Source organism: Actinomyces bowdenii, assembly GCF_017592395.1.
In the GTDB taxonomy this organism is placed as follows: Bacteria; Actinomycetota; Actinomycetes; order Actinomycetales; family Actinomycetaceae; genus Actinomyces; species Actinomyces bowdenii.
Genome location: NZ_JAGFOU010000016.1, coordinates 68,507 through 83,948, shown reverse-complemented (window position 1 = coordinate 83,948; position 15,442 = coordinate 68,507). Strand labels below are relative to the sequence as shown.

Annotated in this window: 13 protein-coding genes; 8 read left to right on the top strand and 5 right to left on the bottom strand. The window is 71.3% G+C overall.

The features are described 5' to 3' along the window. Positions 1-132, top strand: a 132-nt coding sequence (locus J5X07_RS08405) for an integrase core domain-containing protein (RefSeq protein ID WP_208478972.1), incomplete at its 5' end; no start/stop codon positions are given. Between the two features lie 33 nt (positions 133-165). Here the strand turns inward: J5X07_RS08405 and J5X07_RS08400 are convergent. Both J5X07_RS08400 and J5X07_RS08395 read right to left on the bottom strand, forming a co-directional pair. After that, positions 166-1,755, bottom strand: coding sequence for a DUF5129 domain-containing protein (locus tag J5X07_RS08400; RefSeq protein ID WP_208479434.1), 1,590 nt, complete (start codon positions 1,753-1,755; stop codon positions 166-168). 66 nt (positions 1,756-1,821) lie between these two features. After that, positions 1,822-2,220, bottom strand: coding sequence for a RidA family protein (locus J5X07_RS08395; RefSeq protein WP_208479432.1), 399 nt, complete (start codon positions 2,218-2,220; stop codon positions 1,822-1,824). A 535-nt stretch (positions 2,221-2,755) separates the two neighbouring features. On the opposite strand from J5X07_RS08395, the gene pgm reads away from it, so the two are divergent. The 4 genes from pgm to J5X07_RS08375 all read left to right on the top strand — a co-directional run bounded on the left by pgm (position 2,756) and on the right by J5X07_RS08375 (position 6,165). Continuing rightward, positions 2,756-4,438 carry a phosphoglucomutase (alpha-D-glucose-1,6-bisphosphate-dependent) gene (gene pgm / locus J5X07_RS08390; protein WP_208479430.1) on the top strand — a complete coding sequence of 561 codons (1,683 nt, stop codon included), beginning with the start codon at positions 2,756-2,758 and terminating at the stop codon, positions 4,436-4,438. A gap of 109 nt (positions 4,439-4,547) precedes the next feature. Continuing rightward, complete coding sequence (locus J5X07_RS13500; protein ID WP_208479441.1) at positions 4,548-4,814, top strand: hypothetical protein; 267 nt, start codon at positions 4,548-4,550, stop codon at positions 4,812-4,814. Continuing rightward, positions 4,796-5,011, top strand: coding sequence for a hypothetical protein (locus J5X07_RS08380; protein ID WP_208479428.1), 216 nt, complete (start codon positions 4,796-4,798; stop codon positions 5,009-5,011). The genes J5X07_RS13500 and J5X07_RS08380 overlap by 19 nt, the downstream gene beginning before the upstream one ends. Positions 5,012-5,091: 80 nt before the next feature. Next, positions 5,092-6,165: a YwiC-like family protein gene (locus J5X07_RS08375; RefSeq protein WP_208479426.1), complete on the top strand. Its 1,074-nt coding sequence runs from the start codon at positions 5,092-5,094 to the stop codon at positions 6,163-6,165. A 79-nt stretch (positions 6,166-6,244) separates the two neighbouring features. Here J5X07_RS08375 and J5X07_RS08370 read toward each other — a convergent pair whose 3' ends face one another. Further along, the gene (locus J5X07_RS08370; protein WP_124933059.1) at positions 6,245-7,807 is read right to left on the bottom strand and encodes an L-serine ammonia-lyase; all 1,563 of its coding nucleotides are present in this window, start codon (positions 7,805-7,807) and stop codon (positions 6,245-6,247) included. A 377-nt stretch (positions 7,808-8,184) separates the two neighbouring features. Beyond that, a complete protein-coding gene (locus tag J5X07_RS08365) occupies positions 8,185-10,188 on the bottom strand; it encodes an alpha-amylase family protein (RefSeq protein WP_208479424.1) in 2,004 nt (667 codons plus the stop codon). A gap of 317 nt (positions 10,189-10,505) precedes the next feature. On the opposite strand from J5X07_RS08365, the gene J5X07_RS08360 reads away from it, so the two are divergent. Then, entirely contained in the window at positions 10,506-11,858 is a 1,353-nt protein-coding gene (locus J5X07_RS08360) for a Fic family protein (RefSeq protein WP_208479422.1), read from the top strand. Between the two features lie 263 nt (positions 11,859-12,121). After that, entirely contained in the window at positions 12,122-12,928 is an 807-nt protein-coding gene (locus J5X07_RS08355; protein ID WP_124933062.1) for a hydroxymethylpyrimidine/phosphomethylpyrimidine kinase, read from the top strand. An 84-nt stretch (positions 12,929-13,012) separates the two neighbouring features. Here the strand turns inward: J5X07_RS08355 and ddaH are convergent, their stop codons facing one another. Then, on the bottom strand, positions 13,013-13,861 hold the full coding sequence (gene ddaH / locus J5X07_RS08350; protein WP_280527790.1) for a dimethylargininase: 849 nt from the start codon (positions 13,859-13,861) through the stop codon (positions 13,013-13,015). A gap of 69 nt (positions 13,862-13,930) precedes the next feature. Here ddaH and J5X07_RS08345 point away from each other — a divergent pair, with 69 nt between their 5' ends. Beyond that, complete coding sequence (locus tag J5X07_RS08345) at positions 13,931-15,442, top strand: amino acid permease (RefSeq protein ID WP_208479420.1); 1,512 nt, start codon at positions 13,931-13,933, stop codon at positions 15,440-15,442.

Below are 15,442 nucleotides of genomic sequence, written 5' to 3'. Positions count from 1 at the left end.
ACCAGCGAGACCGAACGCGAACAGGCCTACGACCAGTGGCTCCACCACTACAATCACCACCGACCCCACACAGGCATCGCAGGCCAAACCCCCTCACAACGCGTTCACAACCTCACGAGGAAGAACAGCTAGGGCAGGCGGTGCTGGCGCGCCCGTCGGCGGCGCTCAGAAGTGCGAGCTGGAGCCCGCCCCCGAGAAGCCGCCCCCGGAGTAGCCCCCGCCGGAGAAGGAGGACCCGGAGAAGCCGCCTGAGGAGCCGCTGCTGGCGGGCGTATAGCTCACCGCCGAGCTGTAGCCCGTCACCAGCCCCGAGATCGGCGAGGAGAACTGGGAGGACGAACCCGCCCCCGTCCACCGCACTCCCGAGGCGCTCGCACCGGGGGAGTCGGGGTTGATCCGGATCGTCGCGGCCGGGCTGTAGGAGGAGCGGTGCCCATCGAGCACCCACCAGCCCGCGTAGTGCGCGGAGCCGAAGCGGGCCCTGCGGGAGTAGTCGCTCTCGTAGCGCTGCAGCCGCGTGCGCCCCAGTGAGGAGGTATCGGCCTCCAGCGCCCTGCGCGCCAGGGAGTCGGCGCGCACGCCGACCTCCTGGGAGGTCGCGTCCAACTCATCGAGAGCGGCCGACGGGGTCAGGCTGCCGTGCGCGAGCGCACCCGCCATCTGAGCCAACCGGTCGCTGCGCTGGCGCACCCAGGCCCGGTCCGGCTCGACGTCAACACCGCTGTTCTTCGAGGCCACCGAGGCGCACAGCGATTTCAGGGAGGCCAGGTCCTCCTGGACCGGCCCCAGCTCGTTGTGCCAGGCCTTCTGCCACCCCTCGGACAGGGTGAGCAGCGCCGCTGCGTTGGCGATCGCGTCGTCGAGGGAGTCCAGCTCACGGGCCTGCTCCTCCATCGCCCGGGCCTTGACCCGCAGCCCCATCTCGAACCACTGGGCGCCCCGCCGCTCCCCGAACCCGTTGAAGGCGCGGGTCAGGCTGGCGTAGCGGTCCTCGAACCAGCCGAAGCGCGCCAGCACCTGCGCCCCATGGGCGTCGTCGGCGGGGATGAGCTCGGCCCGGATCCGGGTGACGTCATAGTCCGTGGTCACCTGCGTGTAGTGCCGCGAGGCGCGCTTGAAGCGGCTGCGGGCCTCGCCCCGCGCCCACAGCATCCACCCCAGGATGATCACCCCGCCGCCGACCCCCAGGATGCACAGCAGGACGACTGCGGTGTCGGAGGGAACCGGCCTGCCGATCACCTCCGCGCTGGTGCGCGCCATCGCCTCGATGCCCCCGGCCCAGTCGGCGGCCCGGAAGCGGCTCTTGGCCGACTCCTGGATCTGGGACTGGATGCCCAGGTCTACCTTGACGTCCTCACCGAAGTAGCACCCCACCCAGCGCCCCGAGGGCGAGACCGCCAGGATCACCAGGCCATCGGCCCAGTAGTTGGGGTTGTCATCGATCCAACCGGGCTCATTGGCGCGGGCGTACTCCAGGACGGCGGCGTTGAGATTCTCGTCGTACCCCACATCGAGGGTCACCACCGCCAGGCGCACATCCTGGCGGAAGCGGACCTCCTCCAGGTCCTGGCGCACCGCATCAGCTTGAAGCACCTGCGCCTCATCGTGCACCTCCACCTGGGGGACGTGGCTGCGGCCGAAGGGCCACAGGGCCCACAGGGGCAGCCCCACCAGCAGCACCAGGGCCAGGATGAGCCTGAGGCTCAGGGAGGCGAGAGCTCGCAGCCCGCCCCAGCGGATGATCAGATCGGACATGTCGCCCTCCGATGAGAGTGGGGATGGGAAGCGCCACCAGGCTAGTCGCCGGCAGCGCCCCCGCGCTCAGGACCGGGCGGCGACGGCCTCGATCTCCACCCGCGCCCCCAGGGGGAGCCCGGCGACGGCGAAGGCGGCGCGGGCGGGCAGGGCCTCACCGGTGAAGTAGCGGGCGTAGACCTCGTTGACGGCGGCGAAATCGGCGATGTCGGCCAGCAGGACGGTGGTCTTGACGACGTCGTCGTACCCCAGGCCCGCCTGGGCGAGGATGGCGCCCACATTCTTGAGCACCTGCTCGGCCTGGGCCTGCACGTCGCCCTCGACCAGCGTGCCGGTGGCGGGGTCGAGCGGCACCTGACCGGAGACGAAGACCAGTGAGCCGGCGCCGTCCCCCGTGGAGACGCCCTGGGCGTAGGAGCCCACAGCGGCGGGGGCGCGGTCGGTGGCGATACGGGTGACGGTCATCATTCCTCCATTGGTTCTCGGAACAGTCCTGGGAGCGCGCGCAGACGAGGCGCAGTCGACGCAGGCACGGCGGGCGACCCGGGCAGGGGGGCGCCCGCGCCCGGCCCGCTCCCACTCTAGGTGCACTTCCCCGGGAGATGGCCAACGGCGGCCGGCGGAGCTCGGTGGCGCACGGCCCGCGGTGCCGGCACCTGGGCGCCGCGGCACCGGGGAGCCCGGCGAGGAGCGGGCTGGACCTCACGTGGCGGCCGGGGCGTCACTTCGCGACTTGGACGGTACTTGTAGGTGTCGCTCTTTGCGCGAAGTGACGCCTCTGTCGCGAAGTGACGCCCAACCGCACCCCACCACCAGCCCTGGCCCGCTACCAGCCCCACACCGCCTCAAGCCCCCACCCTCCCCGCCCACAACCCCCAGAGGGCGCACCTAGGACCATTGCCCCGCCGCGAGCACCCCGCATGTCCGCGCTACGAGACGCCGTGATGCCCGGGCAGCGAAACGGGCTGACGGCTCCAGTGGCCCGTGACACACTGCCCCCATGCATCCACGCGCAGGACAACCAGCCCAGCCCGACGACCTCATCGATGTCGATGAGGTCCTCTCCGCCTACTACGACCTCGTCCCCGACCCCGCCATCGCCTCCCAGCGGGTGGTCTTCGGCACCTCCGGACACCGCGGCTCCTCCCTGGACACCGCCTTCAACGAGGCGCATATCGTGGCCACCACCGCCGCGATCGTGGAGTACCGCCGATCCCAGGGCACCGACGGCGTCCTGTACCTGGGGCGCGACACCCACGCCCTGTCCGAGCCCGCCTGGCGCACCGCCATCGAGGTGCTCTCCGGCGCCGGGGTGATGACCGCCATCGACGCCCGCGGCTCCTACACCCCCACCCCGGCCGTCTCCCACTCGATCCTCCTGGCCAACGGCGCGGGCACCGAGGCCGGCGTGCGCACCTCGGGGCCGGGCCTGGCCGACGGCATCGTCGTCACCCCCTCCCACAACCCGCCCCGCGACGGCGGGTTCAAGTACAACCCGCCCACGGGCGGCCCCGCCGGCTCCGACGCCACCGGGTGGATCGCGGCGCGCGCCAACGAGCTGCTGGACCAGGGGTGGCGCGAGGTGCCGCGCGTGCCGATCGCCGAGGCCCTGGACGGCCCGTACGTGCTCAAGCACGACTACCTGGAGACCTATGTCGCCGACCTGGACAGTGTCATCGATATGGAGGCGATCCGCGAGGCGGGGGTGCGCATCGGCGCCGACCCGCTGGGCGGTGCCGCCGTGGACTACTGGGGGGCGATCGGGGAGCGCTACGGCCTGGAGCTGACGGTGGTCAACCCCGAGGTCGACCCGGCCTGGCCCTTCATGACCCTGGACTGGGACGGCAAGATCCGCATGGACTGCTCCTCCCCCAACGCCATGGCCTCCCTGCGGGGGATCATGACCCCCGACGCCGAGGGCCGCACCCCCTACGACGTCGCCACCGGCAACGACGCCGACTCCGACCGCCACGGCATCGTCACCCCCGACGGGGGCCTGATGAACCCCAACCACTACCTGGCCGTGGCCATCGACTACCTCTTCACCCACCGCCCCGGCTGGGCCCCGGACTGCGCGGTGGGCAAGACCCTGGTCTCCTCCTCGCTCATCGACCGCGTGGCCGAGGCCATCGGCCGCCCCCTGGTGGAGGTCCCGGTGGGCTTCAAGCACTTCGTGCCCGGGCTGCTCGATGGCTCCCTGGGCTTCGGCGGGGAGGAGAGCGCCGGCGCCTCCTTCCTGCGCAAGGACGGGACGGTGTGGACCACGGACAAGGACGGCATCCTCCTGGCCCTGCTGGCCAGCGAGATCATCGCCGTGACCGGCCGCTCCCCCTCCCAGCTGCATGCCGAGCTGGTGGAGCGCTTCGGGGACAGCGCCTACGCGCGCATCGACGCCGCCGCCTCCAAGGAGGAGAAGGCCAAGCTCGCCGCGCTCTCGCCCTCCGATGTCACCGCCACCGAGCTGGCCGGTGAGGAGATCACCGCGCGCCTGGTGGAGGCCCCCGGCAACGGCGAGGCGATCGGGGGGCTGAAGGTGACCACCGAGTCCGCCTGGTTCGCGGCCCGCCCCTCGGGGACCGAGGACGTTTACAAGATCTACGCCGAGTCCTTCAAGGGCGCCGACCACCTGGCCCTGGTCCAGGAGGAGGCCAAGAAGGTGGTCTCCGCGGCCCTGGGCGGCTGATCCCCTCCCCGTCCCGCCGAGCCCCCCCGCTTTCCTCACCGATACCGACGGCGCTCCCGCCCGGTTCGCTGAGGGGTGCCGGGGGCTCGGCGCAGGTGCGGGCAGGGTCATCGTCTCGGGGCGCAACCCGCTGCGCCGGCGGGTCGCCGAGGACCTGGGCGCCGTGGCGGTGGCGCCCGAGGATGCCGCGTCGGCGGTGGCTGAGGCGAGCGGCGGATGGGGCGCCGACGTCGTCATCGGGGCCATCGGGGCCGAAGAGCTGGAAGACGCCTCCCTGGAGCTGGCGGCGCCCGGGGGCGGGGCAGCTGGTTCGCGGGATTCCCCCGGGGCTCGCGCGCCTCGATCCAGCCCAACACCGTGCACTACGAGGAGCTGACGGTCTCCGGGGGCTCCAATGCCATGCGGGCCGATGTGCATGACGCCGTCGCCCTGCTGGCGGGCGGGATCCTCGACGAGGCGCCGATCGTCACCCACACCTTCGGCCTGGACCAGTGGCGCGAGGCCATGGAGGCGGCCCGCGACCACACCAGCGTCAAGATCGCCATCGACCCGGGGCGGGCGACGCTGAGATGACCGGGCCCCGTGGCCGCGCGGGCGCTACTGGCCACGCCCGGTGAGGGGAGCACAAGAGGCGGGACGATAGGCTGCTCCATGTGAGTCAGTCCCGCCCCTCCGGGCCCTCCCAGCGCAGGGTGGAGCGCCTCTCAGACCAGCACGGCGTCCCCGAGCAGGCCGCCGTCAGCGCCAGTGCGCCGTCGGAGCCGGCCGGGCCGCGCTCCGCCCCCTCCCACCAATCACGGCCCGGCCCCTCTGACGACGTCATGCTCTCAACAGGCCGGCCCCGGCCGGCCCCGCCGCCCACCCAGGAGCAGATCCGGCGCCAGCCCGGCCGCAAGGCATGGGTGCCCAACCAGCACGGCGCCTGGTCGATGCTGGTGCTCCCACCGATCGTCGGCTGGGTGGTGGGGGGCTGGTCCTGGGTGAACCTGCTGCTCCTGCCCGCCTGGTGGGGGGCCTACCTCACTTACTGGGCGTGGTCGCAGTGGCTGCGCACGCGCTCGCCGCGCCGCCGCGCCCTCATCCTTCTGCCGCTGCTGGTCTACACGGGGTGGACCGCCCTGCTGGCGCTCATCACCCTCATCGCCGCGCCCTACCTGGTGCAGTGGGCGGTGCCGCTGGCGCCCCTGTTCGCCATCGCCGTCCACCAGGTGTGGCGGGGCCATGAGCGCTCCCTCATCTCGGGGCTGGTCACAACGGCGGCCGCATCCCTCATGGCCGCGGTCACCTACAGCCTGGCGGTGCGCGGCGCGGGCGGCTTCCTGGGCCTGGGGGCGGGGGCCTCCGAGCTGCCGGGGGGCTCCCCCAACGGCGCGCTGACGGGCTGGCCCTGGATGTGGCTGGTCACGGGCCTGACGGCGGCCTACTTCTGCGGGACGGTGCCCTACATCAAGTCGATGATCCGCGAGCGCTTCAACTACCCGCTGCTGGCCGGTGAGGTGGCGGCCCATGCGGCAATGGCCGGGGTTACGATCTGGCTGGCCTCGGGCGGCTACCTGCCGGTGGCGCATGCGGCGCTGTGGGTGGTGCTGGCGCTGCGATCCCTGGTGATGCCCCTGTGGCAGTGGCGCCTGGTGCGCACCCGCCACCGCCCCCTGCGGCCCGGGGTGCTGGGGATCGTCGAGGTCGTCATGTGCGTGGCCTTCCTGCTGACCCTGTCCACCCCCTGACTTTCGACAATTTGCATGAGATCGTACTTCTCCAGGCCTGGAGAAGTACGATCTCATGCAAATTGTCGAAAAGAAGGGGTTAGCACTCGATGACGTTGACGGCCAGGCCGCCGCGGGAGGTCTCCTTGTACTTGGCGAGCATGTCCTCCCCGGTCTGGCGCATCGTCTCGATGACCGTGTCGAGGCTGACGGCGTGGCGCCCCTCCCCCCACAGGGCCATGCGCGCCGCGTTGATGGCCTTGACCGCGGCCACCGCATTGCGCTCGATGCAGGGGATCTGCACCAGCCCGCCCACGGGGTCGCAGGTCAGGCCCAGGTTGTGCTCCATGGCGATCTCGGCGGCGTTCTCCACCTGGGCCGGGCTGCCGCCCAGCGCCTCGGCCAGGCCGGCGGCCGCCATGGAGGAGGCCGACCCCACTTCCCCCTGGCAGCCCACCTCGGCCCCGGCGATGGAGGCATTGGTCTTGATCAGGCCCCCCACGGCGGTGGCGGCCAGCAGGAAGCGGCGGGCGCCGTCGTCGTCGGCCCCGGGGATGAAGCGCTCGTAGTAGGCCAGGACGGCCGGCACGATCCCGGCGGCGCCGTTGGTGGGGGCGGTGACCACGCGGCGCCCCGCCGCGTTCTCCTCGTTGACGGCCAGGGCGAACAGGTCCACCCAGTCCATGCCGCGCAGCGGGTCGGCCATGGCGAAGGCCTTGCCGGGGCCGAGGGCCTGGGCCTGGAGGCGCTCATGGAGGGCCTTGGCGCGGCGCCGCACCCCCAGCCCCCCGGGCAGGGTGCCCTCGGCGCGGATACCGGCCTCGATGCAGGCGCGCATGGTGGAGCGCAGCCGGTCCAGGTAGGCGATGACCTCATGGCGGGGCCGCGCGGAGATCTCATTGGCCAGCACGACGTCGGCCACCCCCAGCTCCTCGCGCCGGCAGATATCCAGCAGCGCGGCCGAGGTGGTGAAGGGGTAGGGGGCGGGCGTGGCGTGCACCTGGGTGGCCGAGGCGGTCGACAGGGCCTGGATCGAGGGGGCACCGGGGGCGCCCACGTCCTCCATGACGAAGCCCCCGCCCACCGAGTAGTAGGTGCGGCGCAGGATCTCGCTTCCGTCGGGCCGGTAGGCGGTCAGGGTCATGCCGTTGACGTGGTAGGGCAGGACCCGGCCGGGCAGGAACTGGATGTCGGCGGCGGGGGCGAGGGGCACCGGCCCGACGCCGTGGATGACCAGCTCCTCGGCCGCCTCGACCTGCTCCATGTGGGAGGCGCAGACGTCGGTGGGCACGGTCTCGGGCTCGTGGCCCGCCAGCCCCATGAGGACGGCCCGATCAGTGGCGTGCCCGCGGCCGGTGGCGCCCAGGGAGCCGTAGAGCTCGATGGTCAGGCGGCTGACGGCGGGGGCCGGCCCCTGCCCGGGGCCGACGGCGCTCAGGGCCTGCGCCAGCGCGGTGGCGTAGGCGCGGCCGGCCCGCATGGGGCCCACGGTGTGGGAGGAGGAGGGGCCGATGCCGATGCGCATGAGGTCGAAGACGCTCAGGGGGCGGGGGGCCCGCTCGGCGGGCAGCGCCCCGGCCATGAGGGCGGCGGGGGTGGTCTCCTCCAGGGCCGTGGAGACCAGGGCCTCGTCAGGCTCGACGGCGATGTCGCGAATCGTCATCCCACCATGATGCACCACGGGCACCACGCCGTGACGCCGCGTCGCAGCCGCGGGCCACCAGCTCGTTCCCGCACCCGCTCACCCCACGACGTCGGGGCGGCAGGCGGCAGCCAAGCCCTTGAGACCCTCATGCTCAAGACGATCGAGCACCTCTTCTACCGTTCTCGGCGCACCTCATCGGGATCCAGGTCGTATGGCCTGCGCGTCTGACACCATGTCCGACAGGGCCTCCCGGGCGTCACGGCGCTGGCGCCTCTGGTACTCCAGCACATCCGCGAGATACAGGCGGCGATGCTGACGGACCCTCTCACAAGGGATCTCCCCAGCATCCAGCATCCTCACAGGATCCCAGTCACCCCCGACCAGCCCACTGACCCTCAGTCGGTGGAGCGCACCAGCCACCAGGCGGCGTAGGGCGGCACCGGCACACGGCCGTCGCCGGCGCCCTCCAGGGAGGCCGAGCCGAAGGGCACCGTGTCGGTCAGGACATCACTGGCCCCCATGACGCCCAGCTCGGCCAGCCGGGCCGCCGAGACCGAGCGCCACTCGGGGGTGACGTTGTAGACGCCCACGAAGCTGCCCCGCGGGTGATCGCGGTGGGTGACCAGCACCCCGGGGTCGTCCACATCCATCACCCGGGTGCGGGTGCTGGCCTCCAGCTGGGGCAGGCCCGCACGCACGCGCGCCATGCGGGCCAGGTCGGTGAAGACCCTGCCCTCGGCGGTGGAGCGGTCGTGGCGGTTGGCAGCGCGGGCCGTATCGAGCCGCGGGCGCCCCGCCCACCGGGTGTCGGCCTCATGGCCCGGCTCGGTGTCCCAGTTGGGGTCGTTGGGCTGGGCGAGCTCATCCCCACTCCACAGCACCGGGATGCCGCCCCAGCCGTAGATGATGGCATAGGCCATGCGCATGGCGTTGAGGCGCTCCTCGCGCCAGGTCCACAGCTCCTCGGCCTTGAAGCCCGGGGCGTCGTCGGACACGCCCTGCCAGGCCTCGTCGGCGGCCTCGATGCCGATGAGGGAGGCCGCGGTGCCGGCGATGCGGCGGTCCCCGGTGGCCGGGTTGTGCTGGAAGACCAGTCCGCGCGCGTCACTCCAGGGCCACTGGCCCCGGTACCAGTCGGCCAGGAAGGCGCGGTGGTCGTAGCCGTTGAGGCCGACGGCGGCGGCGTCGCCGTCGTCGATCGCCCAGCCGATGTCGTCGTGGCAGCGCAGGTAGGTGATCCAGGTGGCCGACGACGGCTCCACCGGCAGGCTCTGGAGGGCCTCAACCGCCAGGGTGGTGTCCCGGGCGGCCAGCATCGACCAGATCTGGACCATGAGGGAGTTGTGGTAGGCCAGGTCGGAGACCTTGCCGGTGTACTTGCCCTGCCCCAGGTACTGGAGGAGCTCGGTGGGGGCGACGATCGCCTCGGCCTTGAGGTCCACCGCCGGGCAGGCGATGCGGGTCAGGGCGCGCAGCACCTCAGTGATCGCGTGGACCTCGGGCTGGCCCTGGCAGTCGGTGCCCTTGCGCTTGATGGTGAAGGCGATGGCGTCCAGGCGCAGCACCTCCACCCCGCGGTTGGCCAGGTCGAGCACGATCTGGGCGTACTCCTCCATGACGCGGGGGTTGCGCCAGTTGATGTCCCACTGGAAGGAGTTGAAGGTGGTCCACACCCAGCCGCCCAGCTCCTCGTCCCAGGTGAAGTTGCCCGGGGCGAAGTCAGGGAAGACCTCGGGGAGGGTCTGCTCGTAGGCGTCGGGCTCGGTGCGGTCGGGGAAGATGAGGAAGTAGTCGCGGTAGCGCTGCTCCCCGGCGCGGGCGCGCCTGGCCCACTCGTGCTCGGCGGCCACATGGTTGAGGACCAGGTCCACCACCAGGGAGATGCCGGCCTGCCGCAGCTCGGCGGTCAGGGCCTCCAGGTCCGCCATGGTCCCCAGGTCCTCGCGGACGGTGCGGTAGTCGGCCACGGCGTAGCCGCCGTCGGAGTCCCCGGGGCGGGGGGTGAGCAGGGGCATGAGGTGGAGGTAGGTGACGCCCAGTTCGCGCAGGTAGTCGATGCGCTCCTCCACGCCGCGCAGGGTGCCGGCGAAGCGCTCGGTGTAGGCCGCGTACCCGATGCGGCCGGGGTCCTGGGCCCAGGCGGGGTCCAGGGTGCGGGCCAGGTCGAGGCGCCGCAGCTCGGGATCCCTCTCGGCGTAGGCGTGGGCGGCGCGCTCCACCAGGGTCATGGCGGTCTCCGCGGCGGCCTCCCCGTACAGGACGGTCAGGCCGTCGAGCAGGTCGGGGTACCAGCGCTCGACCCGGGTGAGGAAGACATCGCGCTCGGCGGCCTCCAGCGGGTCCAGGGCGTGGAAGACGAGGTCGTACAGGGCTTCGGGGACGGGAGTGGCGGCGCTCATACCTCTATCCTCCCCTGTCCGGGGCCCTGACGGAAGCAGTCCCGGGAAGGCCACGCGATGGCGCCGTATCCCGGGCTGCCGGGGCGCCACGCGGGCCCGCGCGCCGGGGTCGACGACGGCACACCCCGCGGCGGGGCGGCCGCACCGCCCCCGACCCCCGACTGCTAATAACTGCTAATCTTGCCAGAACTAGCAGTTCGGAGTGCCAGCCGCCCCACACCCCCGCCCGAGCCCCTGAGGCTGCCCGCATCAGCCCTCAACTGCTAGTTGCTGCTAATCTTGACTGGATTAGCAGCAACTAGCAGTTGAGGGCTGAGATGAAGACACCGGTCCCGCCACCCAAGCCGTACGCCGAGCTCCTCACCACCACGACCCAGGACTCCCACCTCCTGGCGATCCTGAGCGACCCGCGCCTCTCCTTGGACCCCGACTACCACCCTTGGGAGTGGTTCCTCCGCCATGAGCCGCCCGCGGGCTTCACCCGCCAGGAGTGGTGGCTGGCCGTGCGCGGCCGCCGCATGCAGGCCGCCCGCACCACCCCCTTCACCCTGAGCGACGGGACCCCATTGACCTACAACCTCCCCGACCCCCTTCTCAGGCTCATCGATGACGCCTCCTCACGTGCCAGCGGCCAGATCCAGATGCCTGAGCCCATCGCCAATCCCGCCAGTCGCGACCGTTACCTCATCTCCTCACTCATCGAGGAGGCCATCACCTCCTCCCAGCTGGAGGGGGCCTCGACCTCCCGCGTGGAGGCCAAGCGAATGCTGCGCGAGAACCGCCGCCCCCGCGATCGCAGCGAGCAGATGATCCTCAACAACTACGAGGCGATGCAGAATATTCCCGCCTTGCGCGACGCCCCCCTGACGCCGGAGCTCATCTGCCAGATCCATCGCCAGGTCACCCAGGGCACCCTCGATGACCCCGACGACGCCGGGCGCATCCAGCGCCCCGGAGAGGACCGCGTGCGTATCTACGGGGGCCGGATCACCTCCCGTGGTGAGCAGGTGCTCCATGTGCCGCCACCCGCCGAGGAGCTGCCCGAGCGCATGAGGATCCTGTGCGCATTCGCCAACTCATCGGACTCCCCAGGCAGTGGGCAGCCGTACATGCCCCCGCTGCTGCGCGCCATCACACTCCACTTCATGATGGGCCACGACCACTACTTCGCCGACGGCAACGGGCGCACCTCCCGGGCGGTCTTCTACTGGTCGATGCTGCGCCAGGGGTTCTTCCTCACCGAGTACCTCTCCATCTCCAGATTGCTGCGGCGAGCACCAGCGGAATACGCACGATCCTTCCTCCACACCGAGTACGACGAAGGAGACCTCACCCATTTCTTCCTCTACCAGGCGGAGATCATCTCCCGGTCCATCGATGAGCTCAGCGCCTACCTCACACGCAAGTCTGGGCAGGTCTCGCAGGCGAGTCGCCGACTGCGGGACCTGGAGCTCAACCACCGTCAGGTCAGCCTCATCGAGTCCTTCCTGCGCGATCCCGGGGCCTCGGCGACGGTGGCCGGGCATCAGCGCACCCACGGCGTGTCCACCCAGACCGCCCGCACCGACCTCCAGGACCTTGAGGCGCGCGGGCTGCTCACCTCCGCCAAGCAGGGCCGTCGCGTCGTCTGGTACCCAGTCGCCGACCTTCCCGATCGCATCGGCGCCTGACCGGCTGCACATCTTCACCGGCCCGCCCCGCCGCGCACCCGCAGGATCCCGCGGATCTGGAATCCGCCACCGCACCACGAGCGCCTGAAGATGTGCAACGCGACTGCCGTTGCACATCTTGGGCCCTGGAATGCCTGGATCAGCACGGCACGATGGCGTGATTCCGCGGTTCCTCCACCGATAGGGCACCCGAAGATGTGCAGGGCCGGCAGAGCGGCAGGCAGGAGTTGGCCGCAGGGGCCGGGCGGGTGCACGCTAGGGGCATGACTCGTATCGCACTGGCCATCGCGGGCTCCGAGGCCTCCGGCGGCGCCGGGGCCCAGACCGACCTCAAGACCTTCCACCAACTCGGTGTCTTCGGCTGCACGGCCCTGACCTGCATCGTGTCCATGGACCCCAAGGACGCCTGGAATCACCGCTTCGTCCCGGTGGACCCCGACGTCATCGCCGACCAGATCGAGACCTGCGCCACCGTCCACTCGCGGATCGACGCCGTCAAGATCGGCATGCTCGGCACCGCCGCCACGATCGAGGTGGTGGAGGCGGCCCTGAAGGAGCACGACTTCCCCATCGTGGTCCTCGACCCGGTGCTCATCTGCAAGGGCCAGGAGTTCGCCGGCGCCCTGGAGGTGGACAACGCCCTGCGCTCCCGGATCCTGCCCCGCGCCACCATGACCACCCCCAACCTCTTCGAGGCGGCCACGCTGGCGGGCATGGAGGAGATCACCACGGTGGACCAGCTCAAGGACGCCGCCAGGCGCATCCACGACCAGGGCGTGCCCAATGTCCTGGCCAAGGCCGGCCCGAGCCTGGGCACGGGCACCGCCCTCGATGTCTTCTACGACGGCGCCACCTTGGAGGTCCTGGAGGTGCCGGCCGTGGGGGACGAGCGCGTCCACGGCGCGGGCTGCACCCTGGCCGCCGCCGTGACCGCCGAGCTCGCCAAGGGCGCCACGCCCCTGGAGGCCGCCGTGAGGGCCAAGGAGGTCGTCGCCTCCTCCATCGAGCACGGCCTGCGCGGCAACATCCCCTTCCCCTACGTCTACCAGGGCGGCTACCAGCAGTCCTGAGGCCCCGCTGGCCGACGACCTGACTCGCCGCCCCCACCGGCCCCGGCAGGGGCGGTCCCGGGACCGCCCCTGCCCGAGCCCCGCTCAGCCGCGCAGGCGCACCGACAGGCAGGTCACGCAGCCCTCGAGCTTCTCGAACTCGGAGATGTCGACCTCGGTGACCTCGTAGCCGCGGTCCCGGAAGAGCTGGGCCGAGCGCGGCGCGTCGGCGGCCATGAGGATCCGGTTGCCGCCCAGCAGCACCACATGCGCCCCCGACTCCTCGGGAACGGCCAGGAAGCGCTCCCACACGCCCGGGTCGTCCACGAGGGGCTCATAGCCGATGACCGTGCCGTCGGGCAGGGCGGTGACCGCCGACTTCAGGTGGAGCACCTTGGTCAGGGGCACCGCGATGGTGGTGGCCCCCTCGGCGGCCAGGTGCTCGGCGAGCTGGCGCACCCCCTCGGCATTGGTGCGCCCGCCCTGGCCCACCCACACGGTGCCGCCGAACTTCAGCACATCCCCGCCGTCGAGCGTCCCGGGCGCCTCGATGCGCCTGATCGTGTAGCCCTGAGCGCGCACGGCCTCCTCGGCCGCCTCCACCTCGGGCTTGCGCTCGTCGGCCCCCGGCCGGGTGATGACGGCGGTGCTGCCGTAGACGACGACGGCGTCCTCGACGAAGACGGCGTCGGGGCAGTCGGGGGCCGGGTCGACCTCGATGGTCTCCCACCCCGCCTCGCCCAGCGCCGCGACGTAGTCCCGCCACTGGCGCTGGGCCAGCTCCAGGTCCACCTCCGTGCGCTCGATATGGGTGACCAGGCCCTCCGCCAGCCGCGGGCCGGGCCTGCGCACCAGCGCCTTCTTCCTCTCCACGCTCTCCATCGAGACCTCTTCCTTTCCGTTGGGCTCCTCGTGGCCTTCGCGGTACCAGGCCGGGTGTGGTAGAAAACTCACCTGGTATGAATCCTCATGCAGGCCACTGCATCCTTGGAGGATACCTGATGTACTCGATGAGGAGGCTCTATGAATACGCCGACCCCCACCGCCTCTGAGCACGGCGCCGCGGGCTCGGGCCCCACCAGTGCCTCCGAGGAGTCGGGCTGCCTGCACCGCAACCTCAAGATCCGCCACGTCAACCTCATCGCCATCGGCGGTGCGATCGGCACGGGCCTGTTCGTGGGCACGGGCCAGTCCATCTCCGCGGCGGGCCCCGGAGGGGCGGTCCTGTCCTACGGGATCATCGGCCTGGCCATCTTCTTCATGATGGGCGCCCTGGGCGAGATGGTCACCCACCGGCCCGTGGCGGGGGCCTTCGAGACCTATGCGGGCTCCTACGTGGAGCCGGCCCTGGGCTTCACCGTGGGCTGGATGTACTGGTACTCCTGCGCCATGACGATCGCCGTCGAGCTCGTGGCCAGCGCCATCATCATGAAGTACTGGTTCCCCGACTCGCCCTCCTGGCTGTGGAGCACGCTGTTCCTGACCATCATCCTGGTCCTCAACCTCTTCTCGGCACGCATCTTCGGGGAGTCGGAGTTCTGGTTCGCCGGGATCAAGGTCATCACCATCATCGTCTTCCTCATCGTGGGCGTGGCGATGATCGTGGGCATCATCGGCGGCCACGAGACCGGCTACTCCAACTGGACGCGGGGGGAGGCGCCCTTCGTGGGCGGCGCGGCCGGCACCTTCTCGGTGCTCATGGCAGCGGGCTTCTCCTTCATCGGCGTGGAGTCCGCCGCGGTGGCCGCCGGGGAGGCGGAGGACCCGCGCAGGACGATGCCCCGGGCGATCAACTCGGTGTTCGTGCGCATCATGCTGTTCTACATCGGCGCCATCGCCGTGGTCTCCACCCTGGTGGCCTACACCGACCCCAACCTCCTGAGCGCCTCGGAGGACAACATCGCCGCCAGCCCCTTCACCATCGTCTTCGAGCGGGCCGGGCTGGCCCTGGCGGCGGCCCTCATGAACACCGTCGTGCTGACCTCGGTGCTCTCGGCGGGCAACTCCGCCCTCTACGTGGCCTCGCGCCTGCTGTACTCCATGGCCTGCGCAGGCCGGGCGCCGCGCGTGTGCAGCCGGGTCTCGGCCCACGGGGTGCCGGTGTGGGCGGTCCTGGCCACGGTGGCGGTCTCGATGCTGGGCTTCCTGTCCTCCCTGGTGGGGGACTCGGTGGCCTACACCTGGTTCTACAACGCCACGGGCCTGACGGGCTTCATCGTGTGGGTGGGGGTGTGCCTGGCGCACCTGCGCTTCCGCGCCGCCTGGCGGGTCCAGGGCCACGCAGCGGCCGAGCTGCCCTACAGGGCCTGGCTCTTCCCGGCGGGCACCTGGTTCGCGCTCATCGTGTTCATCGCCGTCATCCTGGGCCAGGGGGCCGCCCTGATGCTGGCCGGCTTCACCTGGTACGGGCTGCTGGTGGCCTATGTGGGCCTGCCCATCACCCTGGTCCTGTGGCTGGGGTACCGCCTGGCTCGCGGCTCGCGGGTCATCCCGCTCCAGCGCATCGACCTGTCGGCCTCCGACGTCCAGGAGTAG

Coding starts and splice junctions, on each gene's coding strand:
- J5X07_RS08400 (WP_208479434.1), bottom strand. CDS start 1,755: ATGTCCGATCTGATCATCCGCTGGGGCGGGCTGCGAGCTCTCGCCTCC.
- J5X07_RS08395 (WP_208479432.1), bottom strand. CDS start 2,220: ATGACCGTCACCCGTATCGCCACCGACCGCGCCCCCGCCGCTGTGGGC.
- pgm (WP_208479430.1), top strand. CDS start 2,756: ATGCATCCACGCGCAGGACAACCAGCCCAGCCCGACGACCTCATCGAT.
- J5X07_RS08370 (WP_124933059.1), bottom strand. CDS start 7,807: ATGACGATTCGCGACATCGCCGTCGAGCCTGACGAGGCCCTGGTCTCC.
- J5X07_RS08365 (WP_208479424.1), bottom strand. CDS start 10,188: ATGAGCGCCGCCACTCCCGTCCCCGAAGCCCTGTACGACCTCGTCTTC.
- J5X07_RS08360 (WP_208479422.1), top strand. CDS start 10,506: ATGAAGACACCGGTCCCGCCACCCAAGCCGTACGCCGAGCTCCTCACC.
- J5X07_RS08355 (WP_124933062.1), top strand. CDS start 12,122: ATGACTCGTATCGCACTGGCCATCGCGGGCTCCGAGGCCTCCGGCGGC.
- J5X07_RS08345 (WP_208479420.1), top strand. CDS start 13,931: ATGAATACGCCGACCCCCACCGCCTCTGAGCACGGCGCCGCGGGCTCG.